Origin of the sequence: Sphingomonas albertensis (genome assembly GCF_014358075.1) — a bacterium.
GTDB lineage: Bacteria > Pseudomonadota > Alphaproteobacteria > Sphingomonadales > Sphingomonadaceae > Sphingomonas > Sphingomonas albertensis.
The window spans coordinates 18,899-43,967 of sequence record NZ_JACONT010000027.1 but is presented as its reverse complement, the minus strand read 5'-3'; the positions used below and the strand labels follow the sequence as shown (position 1 = coordinate 43,967).

25 protein-coding genes and 1 tRNA gene are annotated in these 25,069 nt (G+C 65.4%); 8 read left to right on the top strand and 18 right to left on the bottom strand.

Going from position 1 to position 25,069, the window contains the following annotated elements; translation table 11 throughout:
- Positions 1 to 3: 3 nt before the first annotated feature.
- The 4 genes from H8S47_RS12825 to H8S47_RS12810 all read right to left on the bottom strand — a co-directional run bounded on the left by H8S47_RS12825 (position 4) and on the right by H8S47_RS12810 (position 5,229).
- A complete protein-coding gene (locus tag H8S47_RS12825) occupies positions 4 to 1,527 on the bottom strand; it encodes an XrtA system polysaccharide chain length determinant (protein WP_187504241.1) in 1,524 nt (507 codons plus the stop codon).
- A gap of 11 nt (positions 1,528 to 1,538) precedes the next feature.
- Entirely contained in the window at positions 1,539 to 2,183 is a 645-nt protein-coding gene (locus H8S47_RS12820) for an XrtA/PEP-CTERM system exopolysaccharide export protein (RefSeq protein WP_187504240.1), read from the bottom strand.
- 161 nt (positions 2,184 to 2,344) lie between these two features.
- Positions 2,345 to 3,571 carry a pyridoxal-dependent decarboxylase, exosortase A system-associated gene (locus tag H8S47_RS12815; RefSeq protein WP_187504239.1) on the bottom strand — a complete coding sequence of 409 codons (1,227 nt, stop codon included), beginning with the start codon at positions 3,569 to 3,571 and terminating at the stop codon, positions 2,345 to 2,347.
- Positions 3,568 to 5,229: an acyl-CoA ligase (AMP-forming), exosortase A system-associated gene (locus H8S47_RS12810; RefSeq protein WP_187504238.1), complete on the bottom strand. Its 1,662-nt coding sequence runs from the start codon at positions 5,227 to 5,229 to the stop codon at positions 3,568 to 3,570. Before H8S47_RS12810 ends, H8S47_RS12815 begins: the two co-directional genes overlap by 4 nt.
- A 93-nt stretch (positions 5,230 to 5,322) precedes the next feature.
- Between H8S47_RS12810 and H8S47_RS12805 the strand changes: the two genes are divergently transcribed.
- Genes H8S47_RS12805 through H8S47_RS12795 form a run of 3 tightly spaced genes read left to right on the top strand, consistent with a single transcriptional unit; the run spans position 5,323 to position 7,057 of the window.
- The gene (locus H8S47_RS12805; protein ID WP_132740135.1) at positions 5,323 to 5,601 is read left to right on the top strand and encodes an acyl carrier protein; all 279 of its coding nucleotides are present in this window, start codon (positions 5,323 to 5,325) and stop codon (positions 5,599 to 5,601) included.
- A gap of 29 nt (positions 5,602 to 5,630) precedes the next feature.
- A complete protein-coding gene (locus H8S47_RS12800) occupies positions 5,631 to 6,302 on the top strand; it encodes an alpha/beta hydrolase family protein (RefSeq protein WP_187504237.1) in 672 nt (223 codons plus the stop codon).
- On the top strand, positions 6,290 to 7,057 hold the full coding sequence (locus tag H8S47_RS12795) for a hydrolase 1, exosortase A system-associated (protein ID WP_187504236.1): 768 nt from the start codon (positions 6,290 to 6,292) through the stop codon (positions 7,055 to 7,057). Before H8S47_RS12800 ends, H8S47_RS12795 begins: the two co-directional genes overlap by 13 nt.
- Positions 7,058 to 7,079: 22 nt before the next feature.
- Here the strand turns inward: H8S47_RS12795 and trxB are convergent, their stop codons facing one another.
- Entirely contained in the window at positions 7,080 to 8,048 is a 969-nt protein-coding gene (gene trxB, locus H8S47_RS12790; protein ID WP_056048273.1) for a thioredoxin-disulfide reductase, read from the bottom strand.
- A 126-nt stretch (positions 8,049 to 8,174) separates the two neighbouring features.
- Between trxB and H8S47_RS12785 the strand changes: the two genes are divergently transcribed.
- Genes H8S47_RS12785 through fdhD form a run of 3 tightly spaced genes read left to right on the top strand, consistent with a single transcriptional unit; the run spans position 8,175 to position 11,763 of the window.
- On the top strand, positions 8,175 to 10,463 hold the full coding sequence (locus H8S47_RS12785; RefSeq protein ID WP_187504235.1) for an FdhF/YdeP family oxidoreductase: 2,289 nt from the start codon (positions 8,175 to 8,177) through the stop codon (positions 10,461 to 10,463).
- Positions 10,464 to 10,489: 26 nt separating this feature from the next.
- Positions 10,490 to 10,975, top strand: coding sequence for a molybdenum cofactor guanylyltransferase (gene mobA, locus H8S47_RS12780; protein ID WP_187504234.1), 486 nt, complete (start codon positions 10,490 to 10,492; stop codon positions 10,973 to 10,975).
- Entirely contained in the window at positions 10,975 to 11,763 is a 789-nt protein-coding gene (fdhD, locus tag H8S47_RS12775) for a formate dehydrogenase accessory sulfurtransferase FdhD (protein ID WP_235982849.1), read from the top strand. Before mobA ends, fdhD begins: the two co-directional genes overlap by 1 nt.
- A gap of 31 nt (positions 11,764 to 11,794) precedes the next feature.
- Here the strand turns inward: fdhD and H8S47_RS12770 are convergent, their stop codons facing one another.
- The 6 genes from H8S47_RS12770 to H8S47_RS12745 all read right to left on the bottom strand — a co-directional run bounded on the left by H8S47_RS12770 (position 11,795) and on the right by H8S47_RS12745 (position 18,588).
- Complete coding sequence (locus tag H8S47_RS12770; RefSeq protein ID WP_187504232.1) at positions 11,795 to 12,583, bottom strand: formate/nitrite transporter family protein; 789 nt, start codon at positions 12,581 to 12,583, stop codon at positions 11,795 to 11,797.
- Positions 12,580 to 14,952, bottom strand: a complete 2,373-nt coding sequence (locus tag H8S47_RS12765; protein ID WP_187504231.1) for an FdhF/YdeP family oxidoreductase — start codon at positions 14,950 to 14,952, stop codon at positions 12,580 to 12,582. The genes H8S47_RS12770 and H8S47_RS12765 overlap by 4 nt, the downstream gene beginning before the upstream one ends.
- 181 nt (positions 14,953 to 15,133) lie before the next feature.
- A tRNA-Met gene (locus H8S47_RS12760) sits at positions 15,134 to 15,210 on the bottom strand.
- Positions 15,211 to 15,276: 66 nt separating this feature from the next.
- Positions 15,277 to 15,804 (bottom strand): 2'-5' RNA ligase family protein, encoded by a 528-nt coding sequence (locus H8S47_RS12755; protein WP_187504230.1) that lies wholly within the window; start codon positions 15,802 to 15,804, stop codon positions 15,277 to 15,279.
- 182 nt (positions 15,805 to 15,986) lie between these two features.
- Positions 15,987 to 17,885: a potassium transporter Kup gene (locus H8S47_RS12750; protein ID WP_398457811.1), complete on the bottom strand. Its 1,899-nt coding sequence runs from the start codon at positions 17,883 to 17,885 to the stop codon at positions 15,987 to 15,989.
- 262 nt (positions 17,886 to 18,147) lie between these two features.
- Positions 18,148 to 18,588: an Lrp/AsnC family transcriptional regulator gene (locus tag H8S47_RS12745; protein WP_187504229.1), complete on the bottom strand. Its 441-nt coding sequence runs from the start codon at positions 18,586 to 18,588 to the stop codon at positions 18,148 to 18,150.
- Positions 18,589 to 18,715: 127 nt separating this feature from the next.
- Here H8S47_RS12745 and ald point away from each other — a divergent pair, with 127 nt between their 5' ends.
- Positions 18,716 to 19,822 carry an alanine dehydrogenase gene (gene ald, locus H8S47_RS12740; protein ID WP_187504228.1) on the top strand — a complete coding sequence of 369 codons (1,107 nt, stop codon included), beginning with the start codon at positions 18,716 to 18,718 and terminating at the stop codon, positions 19,820 to 19,822.
- Between the two features lie 50 nt (positions 19,823 to 19,872).
- Complete coding sequence (locus H8S47_RS12735) at positions 19,873 to 20,091, top strand: DUF3072 domain-containing protein (protein WP_187504227.1); 219 nt, start codon at positions 19,873 to 19,875, stop codon at positions 20,089 to 20,091.
- Between the two features lie 41 nt (positions 20,092 to 20,132).
- On the opposite strand, the gene H8S47_RS12730 is transcribed toward H8S47_RS12735, so the two are convergent.
- The 7 genes from H8S47_RS12730 to ccmC all read right to left on the bottom strand — a co-directional run bounded on the left by H8S47_RS12730 (position 20,133) and on the right by ccmC (position 25,007).
- Entirely contained in the window at positions 20,133 to 20,774 is a 642-nt protein-coding gene (locus H8S47_RS12730; RefSeq protein ID WP_187504226.1) for a tetratricopeptide repeat protein, read from the bottom strand.
- Positions 20,774 to 21,175 (bottom strand): cytochrome c-type biogenesis protein, encoded by a 402-nt coding sequence (locus H8S47_RS12725; protein ID WP_187504225.1) that lies wholly within the window; start codon positions 21,173 to 21,175, stop codon positions 20,774 to 20,776. The genes H8S47_RS12730 and H8S47_RS12725 overlap by 1 nt, the downstream gene beginning before the upstream one ends.
- 104 nt (positions 21,176 to 21,279) lie before the next feature.
- Complete coding sequence (locus H8S47_RS12720; RefSeq protein WP_187504224.1) at positions 21,280 to 21,807, bottom strand: DsbE family thiol:disulfide interchange protein; 528 nt, start codon at positions 21,805 to 21,807, stop codon at positions 21,280 to 21,282.
- Positions 21,804 to 23,717, bottom strand: a complete 1,914-nt coding sequence (locus H8S47_RS12715) for a heme lyase CcmF/NrfE family subunit (RefSeq protein WP_187504223.1) — start codon at positions 23,715 to 23,717, stop codon at positions 21,804 to 21,806. Before H8S47_RS12715 ends, H8S47_RS12720 begins: the two co-directional genes overlap by 4 nt.
- Entirely contained in the window at positions 23,714 to 24,160 is a 447-nt protein-coding gene (gene ccmE, locus H8S47_RS12710; RefSeq protein WP_187504222.1) for a cytochrome c maturation protein CcmE, read from the bottom strand. The genes H8S47_RS12715 and ccmE overlap by 4 nt, the downstream gene beginning before the upstream one ends.
- Positions 24,157 to 24,285: a hypothetical protein gene (locus H8S47_RS19050; protein ID WP_268933070.1), complete on the bottom strand. Its 129-nt coding sequence runs from the start codon at positions 24,283 to 24,285 to the stop codon at positions 24,157 to 24,159. Before H8S47_RS19050 ends, ccmE begins: the two co-directional genes overlap by 4 nt.
- Complete coding sequence (ccmC, locus tag H8S47_RS12705) at positions 24,282 to 25,007, bottom strand: heme ABC transporter permease CcmC (RefSeq protein ID WP_187504221.1); 726 nt, start codon at positions 25,005 to 25,007, stop codon at positions 24,282 to 24,284. Before ccmC ends, H8S47_RS19050 begins: the two co-directional genes overlap by 4 nt.
- Positions 25,008 to 25,069 lie beyond the last annotated feature (62 nt).

Sequence of the window (25,069 nt, the reverse complement as noted above, 5' to 3'; positions counted from 1 at the left end):
CCCTTATGCCGCCAGCCCGCGCTGCAGGATCTCGACCCCCAGCAACAGGACATAGGCGGCGCCCAGCGCGGCGGTGCCGCCCAGGAACAGCTTGAACTTGCGACGGCGCTGGTTCGACTGCACGCGCGTCACCACTTCGCCGATCGACCCGATCACCGGCATTCCCGCTGCTTTTTCGAGCCGCGAGCTGGTCGAGAACGTCGTCCGCAACTTCCCCATCGCGAACGCCGCACCGATCCCGGCCGCGAGTCCGACGATCAGCACACCCGTCAATAGCAGCATTCGGTTCGGCGCGCTCGGCGTACTCGGCATCGTCGGGGGATCGATCACGCTGAACTTGACGTGATCGCTCTGCGACTGCGCCTGGCCGACCAGCGCGGTCTGTTCGCGCTGCCGGAGCAACGTGTCGTACTGGTCCTTGAGCACCTGATAGTCCCGATCGATCGATCCTTGCTCGGCGGCAACCTCGGGATCGCCGGTCAGCTTGGAATTGAGCAGGTCGAGATCGCTCTGCAACTGGCTTCGCCGCATCCGCAACGACGCGACCGTGGCGGTGCGATCCGCGACCATCGACTGGAGCGATGCGTAAAGCGGGTTCTGCGCACTGCCGGCACCGCTGCCACCGGAGAGCGGCTCGCTGCGCGCGGCAGAGGTCGCCGCGGCAAGCTGGCTCTTCAGCGCGACCACATCAGGATGATTCTCGGTATAGCCGCGCGCGCGGGCATCGGCGAGCTGGCCCTGGATCGCCTGCAGCCGCGCGCGCGCCGGACCCGCAGCCCCCGCAACACCGCCTGCCCCCGCCACGGTGGCCGGGGTCCCCGCCATTTGCCCCTGTACTGCGGCAAGGCTCGACTGCGCGGCGGCGAGATCGCCATCGACCTGCGCCATCTGCGAACGCGCCGCGCCGATCCGGTCGCTGACCGATCCGGTGCCCGGGAGCGCACCGAGATAGCGGTTCTGGAAGTCGGCGCGCTTGGCCTCGGCGTCGGCAAGCTGCTTCTGCCGCGATGCAAGCTGCTGGTCGAGGAAGGTCAGGCTCTGCGTCGTCTTGGAGCGATCGCCCGCCAGATTCTGTTCGACGAACAGGTCGATCAACTTCTGCGTGATCTGCCGCGCGAGCTTCGGGCTCGCCGCACTCGTCGTGATCTGGAACAGGTTATCCTGCTGCGACACGATCTTGATGTTCGGCGCGAGCGCGGCGACGCGGTCGGCGACGTCGCGGTCGCTCGACACGGTGTTGGCGAGATCGGTGCCGCGCACCACCTTTTCGAGGTTCACCGCGGAGATCAGCGTCGTGCGGATCGTGTCGACGGTCATCGGCACGCTCTGCGGCACGCCGTCCATCCCGGCGGGCAGCACCGTCTGCATCTGCACGAACACGCGCGCGGTCGATTCGTAGCGGCTCGGGATCTGCGACACGACCAGCCAGCCGAGCACGCACACGCCCCACGCCACCGCCAGCGCCAGCCAGCGCCGCGTCCAGATCGTGTGCAGCGCGATGCGCACCTCGTCGAAGATCCCGTTCATCGCGGCGTCCCTCAGAACATCGATTCGGGGATGATGATCACGTCGCCCGGCTCGAGCCGGACGTTCGCCGACGAATCGCCCTTCTTGAGCAGGTTGCCGATCTGCAGGCCATATTCGGTCTGCTTGCCGGTGGCGCGGTCGTAGCGCACCAGACGCGCCTTGTTGCCCGCAGCATATTGGCTGAGACCGCCGACCGCGATCATCGCGTCGAGCAAGGTCATGTTGGCGCGGTAGGGGATTGAGGCGGGCTTTTCGGTCGCGCCGACGATCCGCACCTGCTGGCTATAGGTGCCGCTGAAATTCTCGACGATCACCGAGACGATCGGGTCCTTGATATACGCCGTCAGCGCCTTCTTGATGTCGTCGCTGAGCATTGCCGGGGTCTTGCCGACCGCGGGCATGTCGTTGATCAATGGCGTGGTGATCCTGCCATCGGGACGCACCTGGACCTTCGACGACAGTTCGGGATTGCGCCACACGAAGATGTTGAGCTGATCGAGCGGCCCGATGACGTATTCCTCGCCCGGCAGCTCCTGGTTCGCGACATAGGCGGCAGGCGGCAGTTCGGGACGGCTACCGGTGCTCGTGCACGCCGATAGCGTCGCGCCGACGAGGCCGAGGGTCAGCAGGGATTTCGATACGGGTCCGGAACGCATGGGCACTTATTCTCCTGGCGCCACACCAGCCGTCGGTTGCCCGGCGGTCGGCTAAACTCAGCCTCGGCTATGCGAGGAACAGGTGAAGATAGCGTTAGGAGCGCCCTCTAACCACGCTCCCGACCGGCAATGGCCCCAGATTGGGACATATGAGTGGCAGGCTATGGAGCAGTAACGATCTCGATCGCCGCTGGATGCCCCAGAAAAGCACTCGGGCTGGCGCTCGCGCCATATGCGCCGGCCATGAAGATCGCGATCAGGTCGCCGACCTCGACCGGCGGCAGCGCGATCTTGTCGCCGAGCCGGTCGAGCGGGGTGCAGAGCGGGCCGACCACCGAGAGGGTGTCCACAGCGTCTCGGCCCATGCGCGCGGCGACCGCGAGCGGATAGTTGCGGCGCACGACCGTGCCGAAATTGCCGCTTGCGGCGAGCTGGTGATTGAGGCCGCCGTCGACGATGATGAAGGTCTCGCCCTGGCTTTGTTTGATGTCGATGACTCGCGTCAGATAGACGCCCGCCTCGGCGACGAGCCAGCGACCGAGTTCGATCGCGAACCGTGTTTCGGCCAGGATCGGCGGACGGGATGCGAGCGCTTCCGCCAGCGCGGCGCCGACACGCTCGATATCCAGCGCCACGTCGCCAGCGAAATAGGGCACGCCGAAACCACCGCCCAGATTGACGAGCGGGGGCGCTGCACCGGCCTCCTCCGCCAATCGCGCGGCGAGCGCGATGGTGGCGGCCTGCGTCTCGATGATCGCGCCGGGATCGAGCGCCTGGCTGCCGGCGTAGATATGAAAGCCGCGCCAGTCGGCGCCGGCAGCGACGATCGCCTTCACCAGCGCCGCGGCGCGCACCGCATCCACCCCGAACGGCGATGCCCGTCCGCCCATCCGCATGCCCGAGCCCCGGAGTTCGATATCCGGGTTCACGCGTACCGCCATGCGTGGCGTCACGCCGGTCCCGTCGCCGATCGCGAGCGCCCGCGCCGCCTCGCCTTCCGATTCGACGTTTAGCGTCGCGCCGGCGGTGATCGCCGCGGTGAGTTCGTCGTCCCGCTTGCCGGGCCCGGCGAAGCTGATCGAGGCGGCGGGCTTTACCGCGAGCGCCTTGGCGAGTTCGCCCGACGAGGCGACGTCGAGCCCGTCGACGAGCGGCGCGATCGCGGTCAGCAGGTCGCCATGCGGATTGGCCTTGATCGCATAGTGAAGATCGATCGCCGGCATCGCCGTGCGGAACCGTGCGATCCGGGCGGCGACGATTGCCATGTCGTAGACGAACAGCGGTGTGTCGCCGGCTTGCATGACCCAATCGTCAGCCGTTCGGCCTGCGATATTCAGCGGGCCATCTTGCTGCGCGAACTCAGGCGGAAGAGCACCCATCGGTTTCATGACGCACTCCCCTCCGTGTTCCCCCGCGAAGGCGGGGGCCCAGACTGGACCTCCGCCTTCGCGGAGGAACAAGCTTTTACCGCCAACGCAATGGCAGACCTGTCCAGCTTCCCATTGGCATTACGCGGTAATTCATCCCGCCACAGATACGTCCCCGGCTGCATGAAGCTAGGCAATGCCGTCCGCAACCGCGCCCGCAATCCCGCCTCCGCGCCAGTATCCCCGGCCAGCATCACCACGATCGCCTGCCCCAACCGCTCGTCCGGCACGCCAACCGCGACCGCCTCGCGCGCCTCGCCCCCCGCCAGTACAGCCTCCTCGATTTCAAGCGGACTGATCCGGTTCCCAGCGCTCTTGATCATCTCGTCGTCCCGCCCGACGAATCGCAACAGCCCATCCTCGCCCTCGACCACGGTATCCCCCGACCACACCGCCATGCCGTTGCCATCGGGCGCCGGCCGAAACCGCTGCGCCGTCCGCTCCGCATCCTGCCAATACCCTTGCGCGACGAGCGGCCCGGCATGCACCAACTCCCCCGCCTCGCCCGGCGTAGCGCGCGTACCGTCGGGCTTCACCACCGAAACCTCGGCGAACGGGATCGCCCGCCCCATCGCATCGGGATGCGTATCGATCAGCGCGGGATCGAGATACGTCGACCGGAACGCCTCGGTCAGCCCATACATCGCGTACACATCCGCTGCCGGAAACCGCTCCCGAAGCCCGCGCACCAGCCGCGGCGTCAGCGCACCACCGGAGTTGGTCAACCGCTTCAAGCGCGCCGCAGTCTCCGCCGGCCAGTCCGCCTCCAGCACCTGCACCCACAAGGGCGGCACGCCCGCCAGCGTCGTCGCCCCGACCCGCTCGACCGCCTTTACCACGTCGCGCGCGACCAGATAATCGAGCGGCGCTACCGACGCACCCGCCGCCCAGGTCGAGAACAGCTGGTTCTGGCCATAATCGAACGACAGCGGCAGCACGCCGAGCACGCGATCATCAGGCTCCAGCTTCAGATAATGCGCGACCGAGATCGCCCCCAGCCACAGGTTCGCATGGCTCAGCATCACGCCTTTCGGCCGCCCAGTGGACCCCGAGGTGTAGAGGATCGCGGCTAGACCGTCCGTATCCGCATCAGACGGCCCCATTTGAGAACCGCCGCCAGCCCCAATTCCGTTCCCCCGCGAAGGCGGGGGCCCAGGAACCCCAAGCGTTGCACTCTGTAATTCTGGCCCCCCGCCTTCGCGAGGGAACAGGAGAAGGAGGTCCGCCTCATCGACGATCGAACAGCCGTCTGGAACATCGCCGCCCTCCAGCGTCCCAGCCCGCGCGCCCTGAGTCACCAACAACCGAGCCCCGCTATCCCCAAGAATATGCGCGACCTGCGCCCGTCTCAGCAGCGGATTGACCGGCACATGCACCAGCCCCGCCCGCGCCACCGCCAATGGCATCAGGCACGCGGCCCGCGTCTTGGGCAGCCACGTCGCCACCCGATCACCCGCCGACAGCCCCCGTCCAGCAAGCCACCCCGCCAGCGCCGCGACCCCGGCCTCGAGTTCGGCAAACGTCATCGCGCCGGCCTTGTCGACCAGTGCAACGGCGTCGGGCGCACCACGCAACGCGATGTGGTCGATAGGGTATGGCTTGGGGTCGAGCGCGATCATCGGGCTCTAATAGCGCCAAGCCCCCTTAGCGCGAACCCGTTGCCGAATTCACCCCCACACGCTAGCGGGGCCCGGTTCGTAACGGTTCAGGCGATGCTCGTGATCTTCGAAGGTACTTCCCAAGTCGAAACGACGGTACGTGCCGTCCTCGCCGACATCCTCGGCCTCAGCGCCGACCGAGTCGCGACGTTCACCGCCGACACGCCGCTGTTCGGTGCGCTGCCCGAGCTCGATTCGATGGCGGTGGCGAGCGTGCTCACCGAACTCGAGGACCGGCTCGGCATCCTGATCGAGGACGACGAGATCGACGGCGAGATGCTCGAGACATTCGGCGCGCTCGTCCAGTTCGCCGCGGGCAAGGCGCTGGTCTAACCCTGACCGGCGGTCTAGCCTCCGCCGGAATGACCGGCCTCCGCTTCGATACATATGACTGGAATGGTGGCCGCGAAGCGATGCTGCGGTTCGGGCCCGATAGCGGCCCGATCGTCATCGCCGCCCTCCCCCTGTTCGATGAAGCGAACCGGACCCGGCAGTTCGCCTGCACGATCCTGCGCGCGCTGGCGGATCACGGAATCGGCAGCATACTCCCGGACTTCCCAGGCACCGGAGAGAGTGTCATCGCGACCGTCGGTGCCAAGCTGTCCGATCAGCGCCGAGCCTATAGCGAACTAACACAGCAGCTTGGCGCCCGTTGCTACGCGCTTTCGATAAGAAGCGGCGCGCTACTCGATACCGACGCCGACCTTACCGGCCGCTGGCACCTCGCTCCACAAACGGGCGTCGGCCTCGTCCGCGACCTCGAACGCACCCGCGCCGCCGCGGGTAAGTCCGACCGGGGGGACGAGTACGCCGGCAACCGCCTGTCCCCCGAGATGCTTGCCGAGCTGCGAGATGCCGTGCCGTGCGAGGATGGACGGTACCGCGTCGTACGTCTGGACACCGATCCCCGAGCCGCCGACGCAACCTATGCCGGAGCGCCGCTATGGCGCAGGTCGGAACCCGATAACGATATTGTTCTAGCACAGCAGCTTGCAGCCGATATCGCCCACTGGATAGCATCATGCGAAGACTGATCGGGTTCGCGTGCGAAGGCGAAACCCTCGCCGCCACGCTGGACGAAGCCCCCGGCACGACCGGACTTCTCATAGTCTCCGGCGGCAACGAAATCCGCAGCGGCGCGCACCGCGGGATGGCGATGCTAGCCCAACGCCTAGCCGCCACCGGCGCGCCCGTCTTCCGCTACGACCGCCGCGGCGTCGGCGATTCGACGGGCGACAATGGCGGCTTCCTGAGCGCAGAGCCCGACCTGATCGCAGCCGCCGCCGAGTTCCGGAACGCAGCGCCGCATGTCACCCGCTTGGTAGGCTTCGGCAATTGCGACGCGGCCAGCACGCTCGCGCTGTTCGGACGGTCGGCCGGCTTCGACAAGGTCATCCTCGCCAACCCCTGGGTCATCGAACCGATCGACGAACTCCCCCCTGCCGCCGCCATCCGACACCACTACAGTACAGCGTTGCGAGACCCCGCGACATGGCGCCGAGCGCTGTCCGGAAATTTGGATATGACAAGCTTTATCAAGGGCTTGTTGAGGATAGCTCGGACAGGCGAGGAAAGCCGAAACCCGCTAGCCAGCCGGGTCCTGACCGCGATCGCAGCTTGGCAAACCAACGCCGCCGTCATCCTCGCCCGCGGCGACGCGACCGCCATCGCCTTCGCAGCGGCAGCCGGCGCCGCCGTCCCGTCAGAGACGATCGACACCGACTCGCATAGCTTCACCGGCCCGGCAGCCGCCGCGCTGGAGACCGCACTTAGGCGTAACCTGGCCTAATCTTCTTTCCCGATAACGCCGGTTATTCAGCGGCTTCGGCAAGCTCCGCAAACTCGGCCGCCGCCAGGAAACGCTCGGCGTCCAGCGCCGCCATGCAGCCCGTCCCCGCCGCCGTCACCGCCTGCCGGTACACTTTGTCCGCCACGTCGCCGCACGCGAACACGCCCTCGACGCTGGTCCGGGTCGAACCAGTCTCGACCGAGATATATCCGTCCGAATCGAGATCGATATGGCCGCGGAACAGCTCGGTCGCCGGGTGATGACCGATCGCCACGAACCCGCCATCGACCGCGAGCCGCGAGCGCTCACCGGTCACCGTGTCCTCGAGCTCCAGCGCGACCAGGCCTGCATTGCCGCCGCCATCGACGAACTCGCGAACCTCCTTGTTCCAGAGGACCGTCACGCCCTTGTGCGCGAACAGGCGCTCCTGGAGGATCTTCTCCGAACGGAGCGAATCGCGGCGGTGGATCAGGGTCACGTCGGGCGAGTGGTTGGTGAGGTACAGCGCCTCCTCGACCGCAGTGTTCCCGCCGCCGATGACGGCCACCTTCTTGCCGCGGTAGAAGAACCCGTCGCAGGTCGCGCAGGCGCTGACGCCCTTGCCCTTCATCGGCTCCTCGCTGTCGATCCCGAGCCACTTCGCCTGCGCGCCGGTCGCGATCACCAGCGTGTCGCCCTCATACACGTCGCCGCTGTCGCCGATCAGGCGGAACGGGCGGCTGGTGAGGTCGACTTGCACGATCGTGTCCCACATCATCCGCGTGCCGACATGCTCGGCCTGTGCCTGCATCTGCTCCATCAGCCACGGGCCCTGGATCACGTCCTTGAAGCCGGGATAGTTCTCGACATCGGTGGTCGTGGTCAGCTGGCCGCCGGGCTGGATGCCCTGCACGACGATCGGCGCCATCCCGGCACGCGCGCCATAGATCGCAGCCGAGAGCCCGGCAGGCCCCGAGCCGAGGATAAGCATGCGGGTGGTATGGGTCGTCATCATTGTTCCTTGGAGATTCGTAATCGCATCTAGGGGATGCGCGCCCGGATTTGAACCGCCGGTAAATCTGTGCCGCCTGCATCGAAAGCTTTGCCGCTTCGTTGGGGTATAAAAGCGGAGATGAGCATGAGCGACGACCGGACCGTAGAGATCGAGGACTACACTGCACCAGCAGGCGGCTGGGGCTCGATGAAGTCGCTCGTCGAGATTTCCGCCCGCGAGAAGGTCGGCCCGGAGGTGATTCGCGAACTCGCGCGGCAGAACAAGCCCGACGGGTTTGCCTGTGTCAGCTGCGCCTGGGGCAAGCCCGCGCACCCGCATGTCGCGGAGTTCTGCGAGAACGGGGCGAAGGCGACCGCGTGGGAGCTGACCTCGTTCCGTGTCACCCCCGCATTCTTCGAGCAGCACACGGTCAGCGAACTGCTGGGCTGGAAGGATTACGATCTCGAACAGGCCGGGCGCCTGACGCATCCGCTGAAATACGATCCGACCACCGACAAATACACCGCGTGCAGCTGGGACGAGGCGTTCGCGGGGATCGGCGCCAAGCTGAAGACCTATGATCCGACCAAGGTCATCTTCTACGCCTCGGGCCGCGCCAGTCTCGAAACGTCATACATGTATAGCCTGCTCGCGCGGATGTACGGCAGCCACAATCTGCCCGACAGCTCGAACATGTGCCACGAGACGACCTCGGTCGGCCTCAAGTCCGCGATCGGATCGGCGGTCGGCACCATCCATCTCTCCGACTACGAGAAATGCGACGCGATCTTCTACTTCGGGCAGAACCCCGGCGTGAACAGCCCCCGATTCCTGCATCCGTTGCGCGATTGCGCGAAGCGCGGCGTTGAGATCGTCGTGTTCAACCCGCTCAAGGAGCGCGGGCTGGAGAAATTCCAGGATCCGCAGAACCCGATCGAGATGGTGACGGGCAAGTCGACGCCGATCGCCTCGCAATATCACCAGGTTAAAACCGGCGGCGACGTCGGCGCGATCATGGGCATGTGCAAATACCTGATCGAGGCCGACGACCACGCCCAGCGGATCGATGGCCTGCGCGTGTTGGATCATGCGTTCCTCGCGGAGCACACGACCGGCTTCGACGCGTTCGCAGACGTCGCGCGCAAGACCGAATGGTCGGTAATCGAGCATGAAAGCGGCCTCACTCGCGCCGAGATTGAGGCGGCCGCCAAGGTCTATGCCAAGTCGAAGGCGGTGATCGCGGTGTACGGCATGGGGCTGACCCAGCATGTCGGTGGGATCGACAACGTCCACATGGTCGTCAATTTGATGCTGCTCCGCGGCAACATCGGCAAGCCCGGTGCCGGCATGGGGCCGGTCCGCGGTCACTCGAACGTGCAGGGCCAGCGTACCGTCGGTATCACGGAGAAGCCCGAACTCGCCCCGCTCGACAAGCTTGCCGAGCAATATGGCTTCGAGCCTCCGCGCGAGAAGGGCTGGGATACGGTCGAAGCGTGCGAAGCGGTCCTCGACGGCAGCGCGCAGGCCTTTATCGGTCTGGGCGGCAATTTCGTCCGCGCGATCCCGGATCACGCGCGGATGGAGCCGAAATGGCGCGGGCTCGACCTGACCGTGCATATCGCGACCAAACTCAACCGCTCGCACCTGCTGCCCGGCGAGACGTCGTATCTGCTCCCGTGTCTCGGCCGGATCGAGACCGACATGCAGGGTACCGGCCCGCAGAGCGTCTCGATCGAGGATTCGTTCAGCCAGATCTATGGTTCGAAGGGCAAGGCGACGCCGGCGGCCGAAACGCTGCTGTCCGAGCCCGCGATCGTCGCGGGAATCGCCAAGGCGACGCTGGCGCCCAATCCGAAACTCGATTGGGATGCGTGGGTGCGCGATTATGCGCGCGTTCGCGATGCGATCGAGGTGACGTATCCGGAGATGTTCAAAGACTTCAACGCGAAGATGTTCACGCCTGGCGGCTTCTGGAAGGGTGTGCCCGCAGCGCACCGCGAGTGGAAGACCGAGAGCGGCAAGGCAGAGATCAACGTGCCGCAATCCCTCAACGTCACCGGGTTCGAGGAGGCAGAGGGCCGCTTCCGCCTGATGACGCTGCGATCGAACGATCAGTTCAACACGACCGTCTACGGCTATCACGACCGCTTCCGCGGCGTGAAGGGCACGCGCGACATCGTGTTCATGAACCGCAGCGACATGATCCGGATGGGGATCGCCGACGGCGACGACGTCGATCTGGTCGGCGATGCGGGCGGCAATTCGGATCGTCGTCTCAACAAGCTGCGCGTGGTCGAATATTCGATCCCCGAGGGCTGCGTCGGTGCCTATTATCCCGAGAGCAACCTGCTCATGCCGGTCGCGCACCACGCCCGCGAAAGCCATGTCCCGGCAGCGAAGTCGGTGCCGGTACGGATCGAGAAGACGCGCTGACCGACACGCATATCCTCGGCGTCGTATTGGCTGGTGGGCGATCGTCCCGGTTCGGTTCGGACAAGGCACGGGCGATGTTTCGAGGGCGTATGCTTTCCGAGCATGCGCGAGATTTGCTGGTGCCGTACGTCGATACGGCGGTCATCGTTGGCAGAGACGGCCCGATCGCCGACCTCCCCCGCCCCGACCTCGGCCCTTTGGGCGGGATCGCCGGAGCACTGTCCTATGCTGGCGAACGTGGCTTCACGTCGGTCCTGACGATCGCATGCGACATGCCGGTCCTCCCCGACGGTTTGCTCGCAGCGCTCGCGCGGGGAGCGCCCGCCTATTGCCCGGATGCGCCGGTGCTCGGCCATTGGAATACCGCGTCGATAGAGGCTCTGTTCGAGCATATCGCGGCAACGCCACGCCGTTCGGTTCGCGGCTGGGCGGAGGCAATCGGCGCCGCGCCGATCGCTGCGCCCGCGCCGATCCCCAACATCAATACGCCGGAAGACATCGCCGCGCTATGATGACCTCTCGCACATTGCCGATCAAGATTCTTCGCCCTGATTCGGTCATGGCGGGAGAGCGAACGATCGCGGTCGAGGTGCCCGTCGCGATCGAGATCGACGGTCTCGGCTATGCGGTGATGATGATGACGCCCGCCGACCTGCCCGAGTTCACGACCGGGTTCCTGCTGACCGAGCGGCTGGCCGACAGCGCCGAGGACGTGCGCGACATCGACGTGTTCGAGGCCGAGGCGGGCTGGATCGTCCGGGTCGGCCTGTCCGAGCGGTGCAAGGGGCGCATCCACGACCGTGTCCGCCATCGGACCAGCGACACGAGTTGCGGGCTGTGCGGGATATCCGGGCTCGAACAGCTCCGAAAACCTGTCCCTGGAACGCCACCGAAGCCCGACACGCCTGTCAGCGCCTTGTTTGCCGCACTCGGTGGGTTGCGCGCGCATCAGCCCCTCAACGCGGCCACGGGCGCCATTCACGCGGCGGCAGCATGCGATCGCGAAGGCCAGGTCGTTGCCGCCTATGAGGACGTCGGTCGCCACAACGCGCTCGACAAGCTGGTCGGAGGACTGGCGATAAAGGGGCACGCGATCGACGGGTTCATCCTCGTCACGTCGCGGATCAGCTTTGAGATGGTCGACAAGGCGTTGATCGCCGGTGCGCCGATGCTGGTCGGGATCTCCGCACCGACCAGTCTGGCGATCGATCACGCGCGTGCGCGTGGCCTGACGCTGCTCGCCCTCGCGCGCAGCGATGCGATCCTGGTGGTGAACGATCCCTGGAAGGTCTTCGACTAGCCGCAGACGCTGCGGCTAGTCGAAGCAGGCATCACTTGGTGGCCGTCACGACGTCGGTCTTGGCCGCAACGAGATAACCCCCGACGACGAACACCAGCCCGCCGATGATGTTGCCGACGCTGACGATCGCGAGATTGCGGATCACGCCCTCAATATCGATCGAAGCGTTCGGGACGAGCAGCCCGAGCGTCAGTGCGGTCATGTTGGCGACCGAGTGCTCGAACCCGGCCGCTACGAAGGCCAACAGGATCCAGGCCATGCCGATGCACTTGGCGGCATCGCCGGTCATGCGGGCCGCCGTCCAGATCGCAAGGCAGACGAGCCAGTTGCAGAGGATGGCACGTGCCAGCAGCGCGGTCGCATCGACCGACACCTTGTGCTGGACATAGCCATGGAACATCGCATCGGCGTTGGCGAAGATCGCGCCGCCGCCGCCCGCCGCGAACACGAGCGACAGTACCACTCCGCCGACGAGGTTACCGATCCACACGACGACGGTCAGCTTCACCGCGTCCGCGACGGTGATCGTCCGCTTGGCCAGGCCGAAGCCGAGATACATCACATAGCCGGTGAAGAGTTCGGCGCCCGCGAACACGGTCAGGATCAACCCGAGCCCGAAGGTCGCCCCCATCACCAGCGGGCGCACGCCCGGTTCGAGCCCCGACCCGGTGCTGAGCGCGAGGATCATCGCGATACCGATATATGTACCCGCAAGGATCGCCCCGGCGAAGAACCCTGCCGGAGAGCGCCGCAGTGCCTCCGCCTTGGTCGCGGCGAGGGTAGCGTAAGTGTCAATCGTCGACGTGTAACCGGTGCTCATGCGTCAATTTTGCTTTTCTGGCCGACGATCCCGGCACGTACCACGCCGCGATCCGAACCCATGTCGGCCGCCGCGGGACGGACGGTCACCGGAATGGATTTGTAGGAGGGTGTGAAGCTCTGGGGATCGTGATCCTCGAGTGCGATCAAGGGCTGCGTCTCGGGATAATACGACGCGACGCAGCCGTCGGGCAGTGCATAGCGGACCAGCATCAGCTTCTGGACGACGCGATCGGGCCGCGCGAACTGGAGTGCGGTGGCGATATCGACGACGTCGCCCTCCTTGTGCCCCAGCCGTGCCATGTCGCGCTCGTTCATGAACAGGATGTCGCGACGTCCGAACACCCCGCGGTAGCGATCGTCGAGGCTGTAGACGGTGGTGTTGTACTGGTCGTGTGCGCGCAGCGTGGTGAGCCGCAAGACGGTCGGATCGCCCGCACTCTCGTCCTTCTCGACGCCCTGGGTGACGATGAAGTTGGCCTTGCCGCTGTCCGTCTTCCACTCGCGCATCGCCGCCGAATTCGGGAGGTGGAAGCCGCCCGGCTTGCGGATGCGCGCGTTGTAATCGGCAAACGCGGGGAACACCGCTTCGATCTTGTCGCGGATTAGGCTGTAGTCGCCGACATAGGCATCCCAGTCGATTGCGATCGGCGCGCGGCCCTTGGCGGCGAAGGTCGCCTTGGCGATCTCGCCGACGATCCAGATCTCCGACTTTACGTTCTCGCCCGGCGGCATCAGGAAGCCGCGCGAGGCGTGGACCATCGACATCGAATCCTCGACCGTCACCGCCTGCTGGCCGGTCGCCTGCATGTCGAGTTCGGTCCGGCCGAGACACGGCAGGATGTACGTCGACTTCGCCATCAACAGCATCGTGCGATTGAGCTTGGTGGTGATGTGCACGGCAAGATCGAGGTTGCGGAAGCCCTCCGCGCAGGCCTGCGGATCGGACGAGGCGATCGCAAGATTGCCACCGAGGCAGACGATCGCCTTGGCCTTGCCGTCGCGCATCGCGGCGATGCTCTCGACCACCGAATGGCCGTGCTCCCGCGGTGGCTCGAACCCGAAGACGTCGCGCATGTTGTCGAGCAGCATCGGCATCGGCCGCTCGGTGATGCCGACGGTGCGGTCGCCCTGGACGTTGCTGTGGCCACGCAGCGGACAGATGCCCGCACCCGGCTTGCCCATGTTGCCACGCAGAAGGAGCAAATTGGCGATCTGCTGGACGTTGGTGGTGCCGGTGCGGTGCTGGGTAACGCCCATGCCGTAGCAGCAGATAGCCGCCTTCGACTTCGAATAGGCGAGCGCCACCTCTTCCAGATCACTGCGCAAGAGCCCGCTGGAGCGTTCGATGTCCGCCCATTCGGTGGTCGCGAGGTCAGCGATATAGTCGTCGAGCCCCGCGGTATGCTCGGCGATGAACGCGTGATCGAGCGCGCGTTCGCCGCCCGATACCTTGGCGGCCTCGTCGAGCGCGATCAGCGCCTTGGCGATGCCCTTCAGAGCCGCAGCATCGCCGCCGACCTTCACCTGGTAATAGCTGCTGGCGATCGGGGTCGCGGACATCGTCGCCATTTCGACCACCGACTGTGGCGATTCGAAGCGTTCGAGCGAGCGTTCCTTGAGCGGGTTGAAGACGATGATCTTGCCACCTCGCTTCGACACTTCGCGCAGCGTCGCCATCATCCGCGGGTGGTTGGTGCCGGGGTTGTGGCCGATCGACAGGATCAGGTCCGCGTGATCGAAATCCTCGAGGCTGACGGTGCCCTTGCCGATCCCGATCGATTTCGGCAGCCCGACCGAAGTCGCCTCGTGGCACATGTTCGAGCAGTCGGGGAAGTTGTTGGTGCCGTACAGCCGCACGAACAGCTGGAACAGGAACGCAGCCTCGTTCGAGCAGCGCCCCGAGGTGTAGAACTCGGCCTGGTTCGGGTTCGGCACGGCGGCGAGGCCCGCACCGATCTCGCGCATCGCATCCGCCCAGCTCACGACCTCATAGTGGTCGGTGGCGGCATTGTAGCGGAGCGGCTCGGTGACGCGGCCCTGGTCCTCGATCCAGTGATCGCTCTGCTGCCAGATGTCGGACACGCTGTGCGCGGCGAAGAAGTCGGCGCCGATCGTCTTGGCGGTCGATTCCCACGCGACGGCCTTGGCGCCGTTCTCGCAGAATTCGAAGGAGGAGGTGTGCTTTGGGTCTGGCCATGCGCAGCTCGGGCAATCGAAGCCATCGGGCTGGTTCGACTTGAGCAGCGTCTGGCCGCCGCGGACGACGATCTGCTGCGCCTTCAGCGAGACGGCGACTGCCTTCAGCGCTCCCCAGCCCCCGGCCGGACCCGTATAATCGGCGATCCCATCAGGGCGTTTGTCACGCATACTCGTATCTCCCGTAAGGCCGGGCCGACGCGTGCACCCGAAATGCGGCACACAGGCTGACCATTAACCCAAAGCAATAGAAGCGCTTTTTGTGATTGCGAAGACGAGTTTCCCGCAGTTGGTGATCGCCTGCGTAGGTCTGCGGGTAATATGTCGGCGGCGCCTTACGCCAGGTCCGAAATGGTAGCGAAGGAGGGACTTGAACCCCCGACCCCAGGATTATGATTCCCGTGCTCTAACCAACTGAGCTACTTCGCCGTACCGTCCGTCAGGGAAGCATTCTTCCTTGCGAGGCGCGGCCTATAGGAAGCGGTTTCCAGACGGTCAAGCGAACATATGCCGGGAAATCGCTTCCCACGGCCCGCCGCGGTACCACCATGCGCCCAGACCGGCGATTTCGACGCCGCGCGGGCTGAAATCGTGTTGCAGATTGCCGAGCAAAAGCTTGGCGACCTGGGGGCTCACCTTGTTCTGGATCGTGACGTGCGGACGCCAGCCGCCGGCGTCCTGCGGCGTCAGCATGCCGGTGAACGCGTCGGCAAGGCGCGCGCGGATACCGACGAGATCGGGGGACTCGATCCGATAAGCGACGCCGCGGCCGAGCGAAATCAGGCCGCCGATCCGCGCCTGCGGGGCACCGATGCCACGGGTTTCCTGGTTGAGGCGGTGTTTCAGCTCGTCGAGGCCCGAGGGTGGCAGATGGTGGAACAGCGTCAGATGCGCGTCGAGCTGGTTGCGCTCGGGCGGGAAATGCTCGCGACGCATTGAGTCGAAGAACGCGGTGTCCTGGCGACCGAACAGGGCGGTGACGATAATCGGGGCGACTTCGGTCACTTGCGGGGTGTTTACCATTATACTCAATCCCTCCCCGGCGGAGGCCGGGGTCCAGTTGGGAAACGTTGTTGACGTACGCCGCGCTCCGTTACCACGACCTTTCCAACTGGGCCCCGGGCTCCGCCGGGGAGGTGCGCGTGTTTTATCACGCCCGAGCACCCAATGCGCGTACGGCAGCGAGTGGTGAGGTTACAGCGTGTTCAAATCTCGACCTGGCTGCCGAGTTCGACGACGCGGTTGGTCGGCAACCGGAAGAACTCCATCGCGCTCTCCGCGTTACGCAGCATCCACGCGAACAGCTTTTCGCGCCACAGCATCATCCCAGGCTTGTCCGACGCGAGCAGCGTCTGGCGCGACAGGAAGAAGCTGGTGTCCATCATCTTGAAGTCCGCGCCGCAATTATGGACCTGGCGCAGCGCGGCGGGCACGTCGGCGTCTTCCATGAAGCCGTAGCGCAGGATCAGCCGGTGAAAGCCGTCGCCAAGCTCCTCGCGCACCGCACGGTCATGCGCGGGCCAGTAAGGTTGGCCGACGATCTTGACGGTCAGCAGGATGACGCGCTCGTGCAGCACCTTGTTGTGCTTGAGGTTGTGGAGCAGCGCGTGCGGCACGCCGTCCGCGGTCGAGGTCATAAAGACAGCCGTTCCCGGCACCCGTGAGGCCGAGCTTGCCGCAGAGCCGATGAACACCTTTATCGGCATCGCCGCCTCATGCATCCGGTCGATCATCAGCTGCCGCCCCTTCGACCAGGTCGTTAGGAAGGTGAAGATGATGAAGCCGACCAGCAGCGGGAACCACCCGCCGGCGGGCACCTTGGTGAGGTTCGCCGCGAAATAGGCGCCATCGACGGTGAAGAAGATCGCGAGCAACGGGATCGCCGCGATCTTTGGCCAGTTCCACAGGCGGAACAGCACCACCCCGAGCAGGCACGTGTCGATGAACATCGCGCCGGTCACGGCGATTCCGTACGCGCTGGTCAGGTTCGACGAGGTACGGAAGAACAGCACGAGCAGGATCACCATCACCATCAGTGCGCCGTTGACGAGCGGGATGTAGATCTGGCCGGCGGTCGAGGCGCTGGTGTGCTCGATCCGGAGGCGCGGGATGAAGCCGAGCTGGATCGCCTGCTGCGTCACCGAGAACGCGCCCGAGATCACCGCCTGCGACGCGATCACCGCGGCCATCGTCGCGAGGATGACGAGCGGAAGCTGGAGGCTTTCGGGGGCGAGATTGTAGAACGGGCTGACCAACGCCGCCTGGCCGTCGCGGAACAGCAGCGCGCCCTGCCCCATGTAATTCAGAATCAGCGCAGGGAGCACGAAGAACAGCCAGGACAGGCCAATCGGCTTGCGCCCGAAATGCCCCATGTCCGCATACAGTGCCTCGGCGCCGGTGACCGCCAGCACGACGGAGCCAAGTGCCAGGAACGCACGCTCCGGATCGATGATGAAGAACTCGACTGCGTAGTGCGGCGACAGCGCCCAGAGCACGCCGGGCGTCTGGACGATGCTGAGTATTCCGAGCACCGCGATGACGCTAAAATACACCAGCATGATCGGCCCGAAGACGAGCCCGATCCGCGCAGTGCCGCTCTTCTGCACCCAGAACAGCGCGATCAGGATGACGATCACGATCGGCAGCACGAGCCCGGCAAACGCTGGCGCGGCGACGGCAAGGCCCTCGACTGCGGACAGCACCGAGACCGCGGGCGTGATCATGCTGTCGCCGTAGAACAGCGCGGTCGCGAACACGCCGAGCAGGATGATGCCCTTGCTCCACCGCTTCGTCTTGGTCTTGCCCGAGACGAGCGCGAGCAATGCGAGGCTACCGCCCTCGCCCTTGTTGTCGGCGCGCATGATGATGATGACGTATTTGACCGTCACGACGATCATCATCGACCAGAACATCAGGCTGATGACGCCCATGATGTGCGCCGCGTCGAGCGCGAGCTTGTGATGGCCGGCGAAGGTCTCGCGGAAGGCGTAGAGCGGGCTCGTGCCGATATCGCCGAAGACAATACCGATCGCACCGAAGGCGAGCTTCAGCATGCCGTCGGAATGGTGATGCCCCGTCTCGAGATCGAGATTGGCGGGTGGCACGGTCGAGGCCGCGGCGGTCTGATCGACGCTCACTGGACGGTGAATCGACCCGGAAGTGCAGCAATCATCATCGAATTTCCGATTTCACCCTGTGCCCCAAGCGGGCGCATTTAGCATGAGGGGTAGAGGGCGGCAACGGCGGGGCGGTTAGCGTGGATTAACCGGGGCTGATCGGACCCTGCCGTTCTCCTGCGAACGCAGGAGCCCAGGGTAACGGGCGCTACCGTTGTTGGCCCTGGATTCCTGCATTCGCAGGAAAACGCTAACGGGTAACGACTTCGCGGATCACGAAGTGGGAGGCGAGCCGCGTCACCCCCGGCAGTTGCGACAGCGTCTCGCGGTGGATGCGCTCGAACGTCTCGCCGTCGCGGATCTCGACATGGAGCATGTAATCCGCCTCGCCGCTCATCAAGAAGCACTGCACGACCTGCGGGCAGTCGACGATTTCCGCCTCGAACGCCGCCATCGTCTCCTTGCGCTGGTCCCGCAGCGTGACGTTGACGAGGACGATGCTTGGGTCACCCCGCGCAGCTCGCGACAGGACTGCACGGTAGCCAACGATCGCGCCGCTTTCCCGCAGTTGCGCAACGCGCCGATGCGCGGCACTCGCCGATAGGCCGACCGCGTCGCCGAGTTCGGCGCTGGTCAGGTCGGAATTGGCGGCGAGCAGGTCCAGAATCCTGCGTTCGATCGTGGCGCTCAAGATTCTCTCGTTTTGATAGCAATGGATGCACGCATCTTGCAAACGCGCTATCGTATCGAAACGAGTTTGCGAACCCTTCCCGTCCAAGGCGCGCTAGTATCGCGCAAACGATAATGGAGTGGAATCAATGCGCGTCGGTGTCCCCAAGGAAATCAAGAATCACGAATATCGCGTCGGCCTGACCCCGCCGTCGGTCGCCGAACTGGTCGCAGCCGGGCACGAAGTCGTCGTCGAGACGCAGGCCGGATCGGGCATCGATTTCGAAGACCAGGATTATATCGACGCGGGTGCGACGATCCTGCCGACCGCCGCCGCGGTGTTCGTCGGCGCCGACATGATCGTGAAGGTCAAGGAGCCGCAGCCGGGCGAGATCGCGATGCTCGAACCGCGCCACTTGCTGTTCACCTACCTCCACCTCGCCGCGGACAAGCCGCAAGCCGAGGGGCTGATGAAGTCTGGCGCGACCTGCATCGCGTACGAGACCGTCACCGACAATCGCCGCGGGCTGCCGTTGCTGAAGCCGATGTCCGAGGTCGCGGGCCGCATGTCGGTGCAGGTCGGCGCGCATTACCTCGAGAAGGAACAGGGCGGACGCGGTGTCCTGCTCGGCGGCGTTCCCGGTGTTGCCCCCGCGAAGGTCGCGATCCTCGGTGGCGGCGTCTCGGGCGTCAACGCCGCGCAGATGGCGGTCGGCATGCGCGCCGACGTGACGATCTACGACATTTCGAACGATCGTCTCGCCGAACTCGACATGTTCTTCTCCAGCCAGATCAAGACGGCTTACGCCTCGAAGGCCGCGATCGCCGCGGCCGTAAAGAACGCGCATCTGGTGATCGGTGCGGTGCTCGTGCCAGGAGCCGCTGCGCCGAAGCTCGTTACCCGCGAGATGCTGAAGACGATGAAGCGCGGCTCGGTGCTTGTCGACATCGCGATCGATCAGGGCGGGTGCTTCGAGACGTCGCATGCCACGACGCACGAGGACCCGGTGTTCGAGGTGGACGGCGTGATCCATTACTGCGTCGCCAACATGCCAGGCGCAGTCGCGCGGACCTCGGCGTTCGCGCTGAACAACGCGACGCTGCCGTTCGCGCTGAAGCTAGCAAATCTGGGTGCGGAGGCGGCGATGAAGGCCGACCCGCATCTCGCCAACGGGCTGAACGTCTACAAGGGCAAGATCGCGTATAAGGCGGTCGCGGATGATCTAGGTTTACCGTACGAAGCTTGGGCCGGCTGATAGGGAACGGATACGGAACATGGGTGTTGGACAGGGGAAAGGAATTTCCAATGTCCGACACCCCGAACCCCAAGTCCGAACCGTTCTCGAACGCCGAGAAGGACCCTGACGACTGGACAACCGGCGACGAGAAGATGACCGGTGCGCAGGCAAGCTACCTCAAGACGCTCTCCGAGGAAGCGCACGAGGAATTCGACGAAACGCTGAGCAAGGCGGATGCGTCGAAGAAGATCGACGAACTGCAGACGAAGACCGGCCGGGGTCAGTAAGCCTTCATCCCGTCATCCCGACGCAAGTCAGGATGACGGGATTATTGGCGCGGCGTTTTAGTGTCCTGAGCAGCAAGCAACCGGTCGAGCAACGCCAACCGAACTGCTATCTCACCGCGATACGAGATATCCGATGGGGTTAGCGCCAAAGCCTTCGCCCAATATGGCTGAGCCTTCGCAAACTCCCCTGCTCGGACATACGCCAGCCCCAGAAAGAACGGCGGCGCCGGATGCTTCGGGGCTAGTCGGGTCGCCTGTTGAAACGCGAACAGCGCCGGCGGGGAAACCTGGTTCGCATCGTGCGCGGACAGTGCGTTAGCGAGTCCGGTCCATAACACCACGCTCTTCGGCGCGATCCGGATCCCGCCTAGCAACACCTGCACCGCCGCGCGGCGATCGCCGATCCGCGTCATCGCATCCGCCGCCACCAGATACGCTGCCGCTCCGGTGTACCGCTCCAGCATCTGGTCGCGCAGTTCTAGCATCGCGCCATCGTCGGGCGTCGCTGCGAGACCGGTCGTGACGGGGTGCCCAACGAGCCCCGGCTGCCCCTGCAACGCGTACCCAGCCGCGCCAAGCATCAACGCCGACGCGACCATCGTCCACAACAGCCGATCGACCTTCAGCACTGCGAGCAGCGCGAACACGCCTGCACCGATCACGGCAAGCCATACCCAGCCCATCAGCGCGTCCTCCGCCGGAAACTCGACCGCGCGATCCAGCCGCCGACGCCGAGCAGCAGGATCGGCGCGAGCCACAGCGGCCAGGTCAGCCCCGACAGCGGCGGATCATAGGTCACATAGTCGCCATAGCGCGCGATCAGCCAGTCGCGGATCGACGCAGGCTTTTCACCACGTTCGATCCGTTCGCGGACCAGTGCACGCATGTCGGCGGCCATGTCGGCATCGCTGTCGGCGATCGACTGGCCTTGGCAGACAAGGCACCGCAGCGTCTCCATGAGTGCGCGCGCGGAAGCTTCCTTCGCGGGGTCGGCGAGCTGCACGTTTGCGTAGTGCGCGGGCGGCGTAACGGGTTGGGTAAGGGCTGGCGTGGGTAACAGCATAGCCAATACCACCCCCGTCATCCCGGGCTTGTTCCGGGATCCACCGTTCCGCAAACTCAACCGCCTATGATCAAGGTCAACGGTGGGTTCCGGAACGAGCCCGGCATCACGGAGGAGAGCGAACCTCACCGCGCGTCCTTCACAGCCTGGGCGATCTCGGCGACATTCTCCGGGCGAATGTCGCCGATGATCTGCTTCACGACGATTCCGCGGCCATCGATCACGAACGTTTCCGGCACGCCTGACGAGCCCAGCGCCAGTTGCATCTGGCTCGCCTTGTCGCTGCCGATCCGCTCGTAAGGATCGCCGTTACGGCGGAGGAACTCGGCAATCGCCGGCGCGGTGTCGCGGATCGCGATCGCGTCGATCGGTATGCCCATCGCCTTCAGCCGCATCAGTTGCGGCGCCTCGGCGATGCACGGAATGCACCAGCTCGCGAACACGTTGAGCAACCGCGGCTTACCCTGTCGAAACGATGCGCTGCTCAAGCCCGGCTTACCGGGGACCATTGCCGGCAGGGCAAAATCAGGCACCGGCTTACCGACCATCGCCGACCGCACCACCTTCTCGGCCGGCCGGAACAGCCCACTCGCCACCACCGCGAACAGCAGCGCGAAGATCGCCAGCGGTGCCCAGAGTGCGAAACGCTTCATGCCCAAGAATTCCGTATCGCCGTCCGCCGCTCACGCCGCACCCGGCCGATCAGCGACAGCATCCCGCCAAGCGCGATCAGGACGCCGCCGAACCAGATCAGCGTCACGAACGGCTTCCACCAGAGCCGAAGCTGCCACCGCCCCTGCCCGTCCGGTTGCCCGAGCACGGTGTAGAGTTGGCCGTCGAGCACGGTCAGGATGGCGGACTCGTTGGTGCTAGTCGGCGGGTTCGCGAAGAAGCGGAGTTGCGGGCGCAGGATGCGCTTGCTGCCGCCTCGGGTTGCGGTCAGTCGCGCTTCCAATGCTGACCAATTCTCGCCGATCACCGGCGATATGCCGTCGAGCGTCACGGTGTACGGGCCGACCCGCGCCGGCTCGCCTGTGCGTACCGCGACCAGGGTTTCCTGTGTAAAGGCGCTGTCCGATGCCATCCCGGCGAGGCTGACCGCGATGCCGAGATGCGCGATGACCATGCCGTAGGTGAACAGCGGTGTGCGCTTGAGATTGCGCTTCCACAAGGGTGCGACGCTAGCGACAGCGAGACCGGCTGCGAGCGACAGCCCGGCCCAGGGGAGCCAACCCGGCCACACGAACAACAGCGCAAGCGCGGCCGCTACCGTTGCGCCAATCGGCAGCATCACACGGCCGAGCACCGCCTTTGCGTCGTCACGCCGCCAGCGCAGCAATGGCCCGACCGCCATCACCGCGACCAGCAGCAGGGCGATCGGTCCCGCGGCCTTGTTGAAGAACGGTGGGCCGACCGAAAGCTGGACGTCGAAGCTCGCCGCGACGATCGGGTAAAGCGTGCCGATCAGGACGATGCCGAGGATTACCGAAAGGAGCAGGTTGTTGGCGACCAGCCCGCCTTCACGACTGACCGGATCGAACGTCGTACCTGCGCGAACGGTGCCGATCCGCGCGGCGAACAGCGCTAGCGCCCCGCCGATATAGATCGCGAGCAACGCCAGAATGAACGCGCCACGCTCCGGGTCGACCGCGAACGCATGGACGCTCGTCAGGATGCCTGAGCGGACCAGGAACGTGCCGATCATCGACATCGAGAACGCGACCACCGCCAGCATGATCGTCCACGCGCGCAAACCGTCTCGCGTCGCAAGAACGGTAACTGAGTGGAGCAAAGCGGTCGCCGCGAGCCACGGCATCAGTGACGCGTTCTCGACCGGGTCCCAAAACCACCAGCCGCCCCAGCCGAGCTCGTAATACGCCCAGTAACTGCCCGCGGTGATGCCGAGCGTCAGGAATATCCAGGCGATCAGCACCCATGGCCGCATCGCCTTGGCGAACGCGGACCCCACGTCGCGCGTGACAAGCGCACCGACGGCAAACGAAAAGGCGACCGAGAGGCCGACATACCCCGTATAGAGCGTCGGCGGATGGAACGCCAAGCCGGGGTCCTGCAACAGCGGGTTGAGCCCGAGGCCATCAGGGGCCGCCGGGTTGAGCCGCGCGAACGGGTTCGAGGAGAACAGCAGGAACGCGTAGAAGCCGAGCGCGATCGTCGCCTGTGCGCCGAGCGTCGCAGTCAGCGTGCGTTCGGGAAGCGAGCGCTCGAAGACCGCCACCGCCCCGCCGGCCAGCCCCAGGATCGTCACCCAGAGCAGCATCGAGCCTTCGTGATTCCCCCATGCGCCAGCAACCTTGTAGAGCCACGGCTTGGCGGAATGGCTGTTCTCGACGACCAGCTTCACCGACATGTCGGACTCGAGGAACAGCTCGATCAGGAGCGCCATCGCTAGCAGCGCAAGCAGCCCCTGTACGATCGCCACAGGTCGCACGGCCGCAGCCACGTCATCACGATTGCGCGCGATGCCGATCGCCGCCATGACCAGCTGCAAGGCCGCCAGCGCGCCCGCGAACCAAAGCGCGGCGAGGCCTGCTTCGGCGATCACTGCTTGGCGTCCGGTTCGAGCGTCTTGGTTTCGTGCATCTTGCCGGCCATTTCCGGCGGCATGTATTTCTCGTCATGCTTGGCGAGCAGGTTTGACGCGACGAAGCTGCCGTTCGGCTGAAACTGGCCTTCGGCAACGACCCCTGATTTCTCGCGGAACAGGTCTGGGACGATGCCGGCGAACACGACCGGCGTGGTTGCCTGCCCGTCGGTGACGACGAAGTGGACGGTGATGCCGTCCGCAGCGCGCTTCACCGAGCCGCCCTCGACCATCCCGCCGAGCCGAACCGCGCGACCGAGCGGCAGTCCGTCTCGGCGCACGTCGGAGGGCGCGTAGAAAAACGCGGCTTGGTCCTTGAGGGCCGACAACGCCAGCAGGCCTGCAACGATGACGGCGCCGACTGCGAGCAAAGCAAGCGTGAGGCGTTGATGCTTGGCCTTCATCGCTCGTCTTCGCTCACGACAGGCTTCTCGGCCTTCCGCATCGCGAAATAGCTCAGCAGCGCGAGGATCGCACCGCCGCCGAGCGTCACGACATATGCGGCAGTCACGAACGGCCAGGGGTTCATGCTCTGGCCCTCCTGCGCATGCGGGCTTCGGTCTTCGCAACGGCGAGCATCGTCCGCATCCGCATCAGCACGATCCCCGCGAACACGAAGGTGAAGCCGGCCAGCATGATCGGCAGCGGCCACAGGATCGAGCCGTCGATGGTCGACTTGGTCAGCCCGATGCTCGGCCCCTGATGCAGCGTGTTCCACCACACCACCGAATAGCGGATGATCGGCAGCAGCACCGATCCAGCGATCCCGTACAGCGCCGGCACCCGCCCGTCGCCGCCCCGATCCGCATCGGCCTTCGCCAGCGCCATGTAGCCGAGATAGACGAAGAACAGCAGCAGCATCGAGGTCAGCCGGCCATCCCATTGCCACCACGTTCCCCAGGTCGGCCGGCCCCAGATCGAGCCGGTCATAAGGCAAAGCGCGGCGAACACTGCGCCGGGCAGCGCAATCGCGCGCGCCGCGACGCTGGCGAGCGGGTGGCGCCAGACGAGGAACATGATGCTGGAGATCGCGATCCCGCTCCACCCGCCCATGCCCAGCCAGGCGGCGGGGACGTGGATGTAGAGGATGCGGACCGTCTCGCCCTGAAGGTAATCGGGCGGGGTCTGGGTCAGGCCTGCCCAGCAGCCGAGCGCGATGAACGCGACGCCGAGCCAGAAAAGCAACGGCGTCAACGGCTTGGCGATCTTCAGGAAGCGCGCGGGTTTTGCGAAGGCGTGTAGGGTGGCCACTGGATGTAGCCTTATTGGCTTAATTCGCTGACGTCACGCGAGAGTTAAGCCCTCTCCCCTTG

What these genes read in the sequence shown, in the direction of transcription:
- H8S47_RS12825 (WP_187504241.1), bottom strand. Translation starts at nt 1,527, where the DNA reads ATGAACGGGATCTTCGACGAGGTGCGCATCGCGCTGCACACGATCTGG.
- H8S47_RS12800 (WP_187504237.1), top strand. Translation starts at nt 5,631, where the DNA reads ATGACCGGCCTCCGCTTCGATACATATGACTGGAATGGTGGCCGCGAA.
- H8S47_RS12770 (WP_187504232.1), bottom strand. Translation starts at nt 12,583, where the DNA reads ATGAGCACCGGTTACACGTCGACGATTGACACTTACGCTACCCTCGCC.
- H8S47_RS19050 (WP_268933070.1), bottom strand. Translation starts at nt 24,285, where the DNA reads ATGAACCCCTGGCCGTTCGTGACTGCCGCATATGTCGTGACGCTCGGC.
- ccmE (WP_187504222.1), bottom strand. Translation starts at nt 24,160, where the DNA reads ATGAAGGCCAAGCATCAACGCCTCACGCTTGCTTTGCTCGCAGTCGGC.
- H8S47_RS12795 (WP_187504236.1), top strand. Translation starts at nt 6,290, where the DNA reads ATGCGAAGACTGATCGGGTTCGCGTGCGAAGGCGAAACCCTCGCCGCC.
- H8S47_RS12765 (WP_187504231.1), bottom strand. Translation starts at nt 14,952, where the DNA reads ATGCGTGACAAACGCCCTGATGGGATCGCCGATTATACGGGTCCGGCC.
- H8S47_RS12815 (WP_187504239.1), bottom strand. Translation starts at nt 3,571, where the DNA reads ATGAAACCGATGGGTGCTCTTCCGCCTGAGTTCGCGCAGCAAGATGGC.
- H8S47_RS12720 (WP_187504224.1), bottom strand. Translation starts at nt 21,807, where the DNA reads ATGAAGCGTTTCGCACTCTGGGCACCGCTGGCGATCTTCGCGCTGCTG.
- H8S47_RS12755 (WP_187504230.1), bottom strand. Translation starts at nt 15,804, where the DNA reads ATGGTAAACACCCCGCAAGTGACCGAAGTCGCCCCGATTATCGTCACC.
- H8S47_RS12785 (WP_187504235.1), top strand. Translation starts at nt 8,175, where the DNA reads ATGAGCGACGACCGGACCGTAGAGATCGAGGACTACACTGCACCAGCA.
- H8S47_RS12735 (WP_187504227.1), top strand. Translation starts at nt 19,873, where the DNA reads ATGTCCGACACCCCGAACCCCAAGTCCGAACCGTTCTCGAACGCCGAG.
- H8S47_RS12725 (WP_187504225.1), bottom strand. Translation starts at nt 21,175, where the DNA reads ATGACGGGGGTGGTATTGGCTATGCTGTTACCCACGCCAGCCCTTACC.
- H8S47_RS12810 (WP_187504238.1), bottom strand. Translation starts at nt 5,229, where the DNA reads ATGATCGCGCTCGACCCCAAGCCATACCCTATCGACCACATCGCGTTG.
- fdhD (WP_235982849.1), top strand. Translation starts at nt 10,975, where the DNA reads ATGACCTCTCGCACATTGCCGATCAAGATTCTTCGCCCTGATTCGGTC.
- H8S47_RS12820 (WP_187504240.1), bottom strand. Translation starts at nt 2,183, where the DNA reads ATGCGTTCCGGACCCGTATCGAAATCCCTGCTGACCCTCGGCCTCGTC.
- H8S47_RS12805 (WP_132740135.1), top strand. Translation starts at nt 5,323, where the DNA reads ATGCTCGTGATCTTCGAAGGTACTTCCCAAGTCGAAACGACGGTACGT.
- trxB (WP_056048273.1), bottom strand. Translation starts at nt 8,048, where the DNA reads ATGACGACCCATACCACCCGCATGCTTATCCTCGGCTCGGGGCCTGCC.
- ald (WP_187504228.1), top strand. Translation starts at nt 18,716, where the DNA reads ATGCGCGTCGGTGTCCCCAAGGAAATCAAGAATCACGAATATCGCGTC.
- H8S47_RS12730 (WP_187504226.1), bottom strand. Translation starts at nt 20,774, where the DNA reads ATGGGCTGGGTATGGCTTGCCGTGATCGGTGCAGGCGTGTTCGCGCTG.